This window comes from Nostocoides sp. (assembly GCF_035343835.1).
Lineage (GTDB): Bacteria > Actinomycetota > Actinomycetes > Actinomycetales > Dermatophilaceae > Nostocoides_A > Nostocoides_A vanveenii.
The window spans coordinates 1-2,769 of record NZ_DAOQZV010000329.1 but is presented as its reverse complement, the minus strand read 5'-3'; the positions used below and the strand labels follow the sequence as shown (position 1 = coordinate 2,769).

General features: G+C 71.7%; 5 protein-coding genes. All 5 read right to left on the bottom strand.

Annotated features, from left to right (window positions below):
- Window positions 1-9 precede the first annotated feature (9 nt).
- Window positions 10-837, bottom strand: coding sequence for a thioesterase family protein (locus tag PKH97_RS15675; RefSeq protein WP_324388541.1), 828 nt, complete (start codon window positions 835-837; stop codon window positions 10-12).
- A 52-nt stretch (window positions 838-889) separates the two neighbouring features.
- A complete protein-coding gene (locus tag PKH97_RS15670) occupies window positions 890-1,108 on the bottom strand; it encodes a hypothetical protein (RefSeq protein ID WP_324388540.1) in 219 nt (72 codons plus the stop codon).
- Between the two features lie 203 nt (window positions 1,109-1,311).
- Window positions 1,312-1,506, bottom strand: a complete 195-nt coding sequence (locus PKH97_RS15665; protein ID WP_324388539.1) for a hypothetical protein — start codon at window positions 1,504-1,506, stop codon at window positions 1,312-1,314.
- A 459-nt stretch (window positions 1,507-1,965) separates the two neighbouring features.
- Window positions 1,966-2,292 (bottom strand): hypothetical protein, encoded by a 327-nt coding sequence (locus tag PKH97_RS15660; protein ID WP_324388537.1) that lies wholly within the window; start codon window positions 2,290-2,292, stop codon window positions 1,966-1,968.
- 138 nt (window positions 2,293-2,430) lie between these two features.
- A partial coding sequence (locus PKH97_RS15655) for a hypothetical protein (protein ID WP_324388535.1) occupies window positions 2,431-2,769 on the bottom strand: 339 nt, incomplete at its 5' end.

Here is a 2,769-nt window from a genome sequence, read left to right as displayed (position 1 = left end):
CGTGGGGTGTCAGCCGAAGATGGTGATCGTCTGCCGGGAGATCGCGACCGCCTCGCCGGCGGGAGTGAAGACGGTGGCGTGCGAGTGGGCATACCCGTGGTGGGCGGCATCGGTGCGCACCTCGTACCACCACTCCTGATTGCCGTATGCCGCCGGGTCGGCCAGCATCTCGATCGTCCAGGTGAGCGTGCCCATCGCCGCTGGACGCCGGAGCATCTGCCCGGGGGCGGGCGGCCAGGCATCGATGAGCGCGATGACGTGCGGGAGGGTCATCGCTGCCGGGGGGTTGCGAAAGCTCATGAACCCCGCGAGATCGCCGTCCGGTGCTCCGGAGAACGGGACGCGACCGCGCGCCAGCCGCATACGGACGTGGGTGAAGAAATCGGGGACGATGCCGGGCAGAAAAGGAATCTCGGGCAGGTCGGTATCGGGCGCGGCGATGGCCGTCGCCGTGGGACGGGGGAGTTCGACGCTTGACTCGCGCTCGGTGCCGAAGGACGCGAGCATCACGGCAGCGACGGCGTCCTCGCCGGTGCGCGGGTCATGCTGACGGAGCCGGATCTCGACCTGCGTGACGGAAGTGCCGCGGCGCAGCAGCTCGCTTTCGAGCCGGGCTGGTCCGGCGGCGACCGGCGCGACAAAGGAGATCGTTGCGGCCCGGAGCGTCCCACCGTCCAGGTCGTAGGCGCCGAGACCGCGGGCGATGAGCACGCCAGCGACGAGGCCGCCGAAGGTGGCCCGGCCCTGCCCCCAACCGGCGGGGATCTCGATGTCGGCTGCGCCCGCGCTCTGGGCGAAAAGCAGATCCAGGGGATGGGTTTCGGCAGGGGCGGTCACGAGGTCACATCTTGCCCGACGTGGATCCACACTCGACGCAAAGTGGACAGCGCTAGGGCGTGGGAGGAGCCAGGGCATCGCCAAGTTCGGGATGGGCTTGTCGGTAGAGCACCTCGAGGCGGTGGTGGAACCACTCACCGCGGGGGGTGACGACGACCGCCGACCCTTCGATGCCGGTAGCCGTGTAGCGCAGTGGCCGGGCCCGGTCGGGGCCAGCGGGGTCGACGACGAGGAGGTCGCCGGCATACGACGATCCGCCCGCGGAGACCACGAGGCGGCCGTTTGCGAGCGAGGTGATCGCGAGCAGCGGACCCTGATTCTTGCTCAGCGTGGTGAAGGTGGGCGCAGTGCCGCCGCCGCGCCAGTCCGTCGTCGCCGGATCGATGACGGCCAGGTCGCTCCCGCCGCCGAAGTAGAGCAGCCGTCGGCGCCGAAGGCCATGCCCGAGACGATGCTTCGGCCTGGGAGCGGGAGCTACTGGACCTCGTGCGTGACGAGGTGGTAGCGCACGAGGCGGGAGCTGTCCGGCGCGGGGCCGTTGTCGGGCGGGTCGGCGTTGGTCCCGACGTACACGCAGCCGCCCGTCGTCGCGGCCGGTCGGGTGGCGATTGCGCTGACGCCCTGCCCGGCGATCGAGACGAGCGTCGGCTCGATCAAGCCGGCACTCATGTCATAGATGCAGAGCCACCCGTCGGCGAGTTGGCTGCGCCATAGGTCGCGACGGCCACCTTGCCGGCGCCGATGTCGGCCATCGTGTTGGGACGGGCCTGGCCGGCTTCGATACGCAAGGGTGAACTGGGGTTGCGGGCCGGCCGCGCACGAGGTCGGACGAGCCGGATCCCAGCGTGAGAGTTGCGCGCCCCCCGGGTAGGTCCCGATCGCCAGCACCCCGCTCGCGGTCGCGGCAAGACTCTCCACCTGACGTGGCTCGCCGGCACAATCGACGCCTAGGACCGCGGGCCGGTCGGGGAATGTCGGGTCGACGTCGATCAGGGGTGGGCTGAAGAAACTGGTGGCCGCCACGACATGCCGTCGCCCACTGATGTCGGGACCGAGGGCGGCCACCCGCGCTGGGTCCGGCGGGCGAGAGGACGGCCGCGCCGGGGAGCGTGGCGGTCGGGTTGCCTGTCACGCGGGAGCCGGCGTGGGCGAGGCGGAAGACGACGGTCCGGGGTTGCCGGTTGCGGGCGCGAACGAGGCATAGAGATAGTCGCCGGCGACTCGGGTCTGGATGACGCGTGCGGCCTGGGTGACGCCGTGGGGCCAGAGCATTGCGACCGAGCCGTTGGGGTGCCGGACGGTCAGGCGGCCGGACCCATTGCCTGAGCCCATGAACACGGCACCGCCCCAGGTGCCGACCGCCCAGGCTTGGGTGTGATCGGTGGCGGTCTGGCCGGTGGCGACCAGGACCGTGCTCCATCCCGGCCGCCCGGGCAGGCCGCGGCGGTCAGGCACCGGAGCGCCAGGACTTGCCCGGCGCCGGTGCCGACCTGAGGGGAGCGGGTCGCGACGAGCAGGCGGTCGGTGGGCGCGTCATACGTCAGGTCCAGCACGTCCAGTTGCGCGCCACCGCTGCGGGCAGGGCGATGACGCTCAGCGCCCGCGCGAGCGGGTCGATGACGACCAGTTCGCCGCGGCTGGTGCCGAGGACAACCCGTCCGTCCGCAAGGCGGATGGCCGCGCGGCTGGTGCGTTCGAGGGTGTCCGGCGAAAGCCGGCCTGGACCAGGCGAGGTGGCGATTGATCGGCGGCGCGGGCCCGGGTGACCACGGGATCGACCGCACTGACGTTGACCATGCCGCCGATCGACGTCGTCATCGTGACCGAGAAGGTGGTCTCACCGTGCACGGTCACCGCCGCGGCGCGGACGTCGGCGGGCACGGCCGGCATGGCCACGGGCATCTCGGCCGCGGGCCGGAAGTCCGGCCGGCT

What these genes read in the sequence shown, in the direction of transcription:
- PKH97_RS15665 (WP_324388539.1), bottom strand. Translation starts at nt 1,506, where the DNA reads ATGAGTGCCGGCTTGATCGAGCCGACGCTCGTCTCGATCGCCGGGCAG.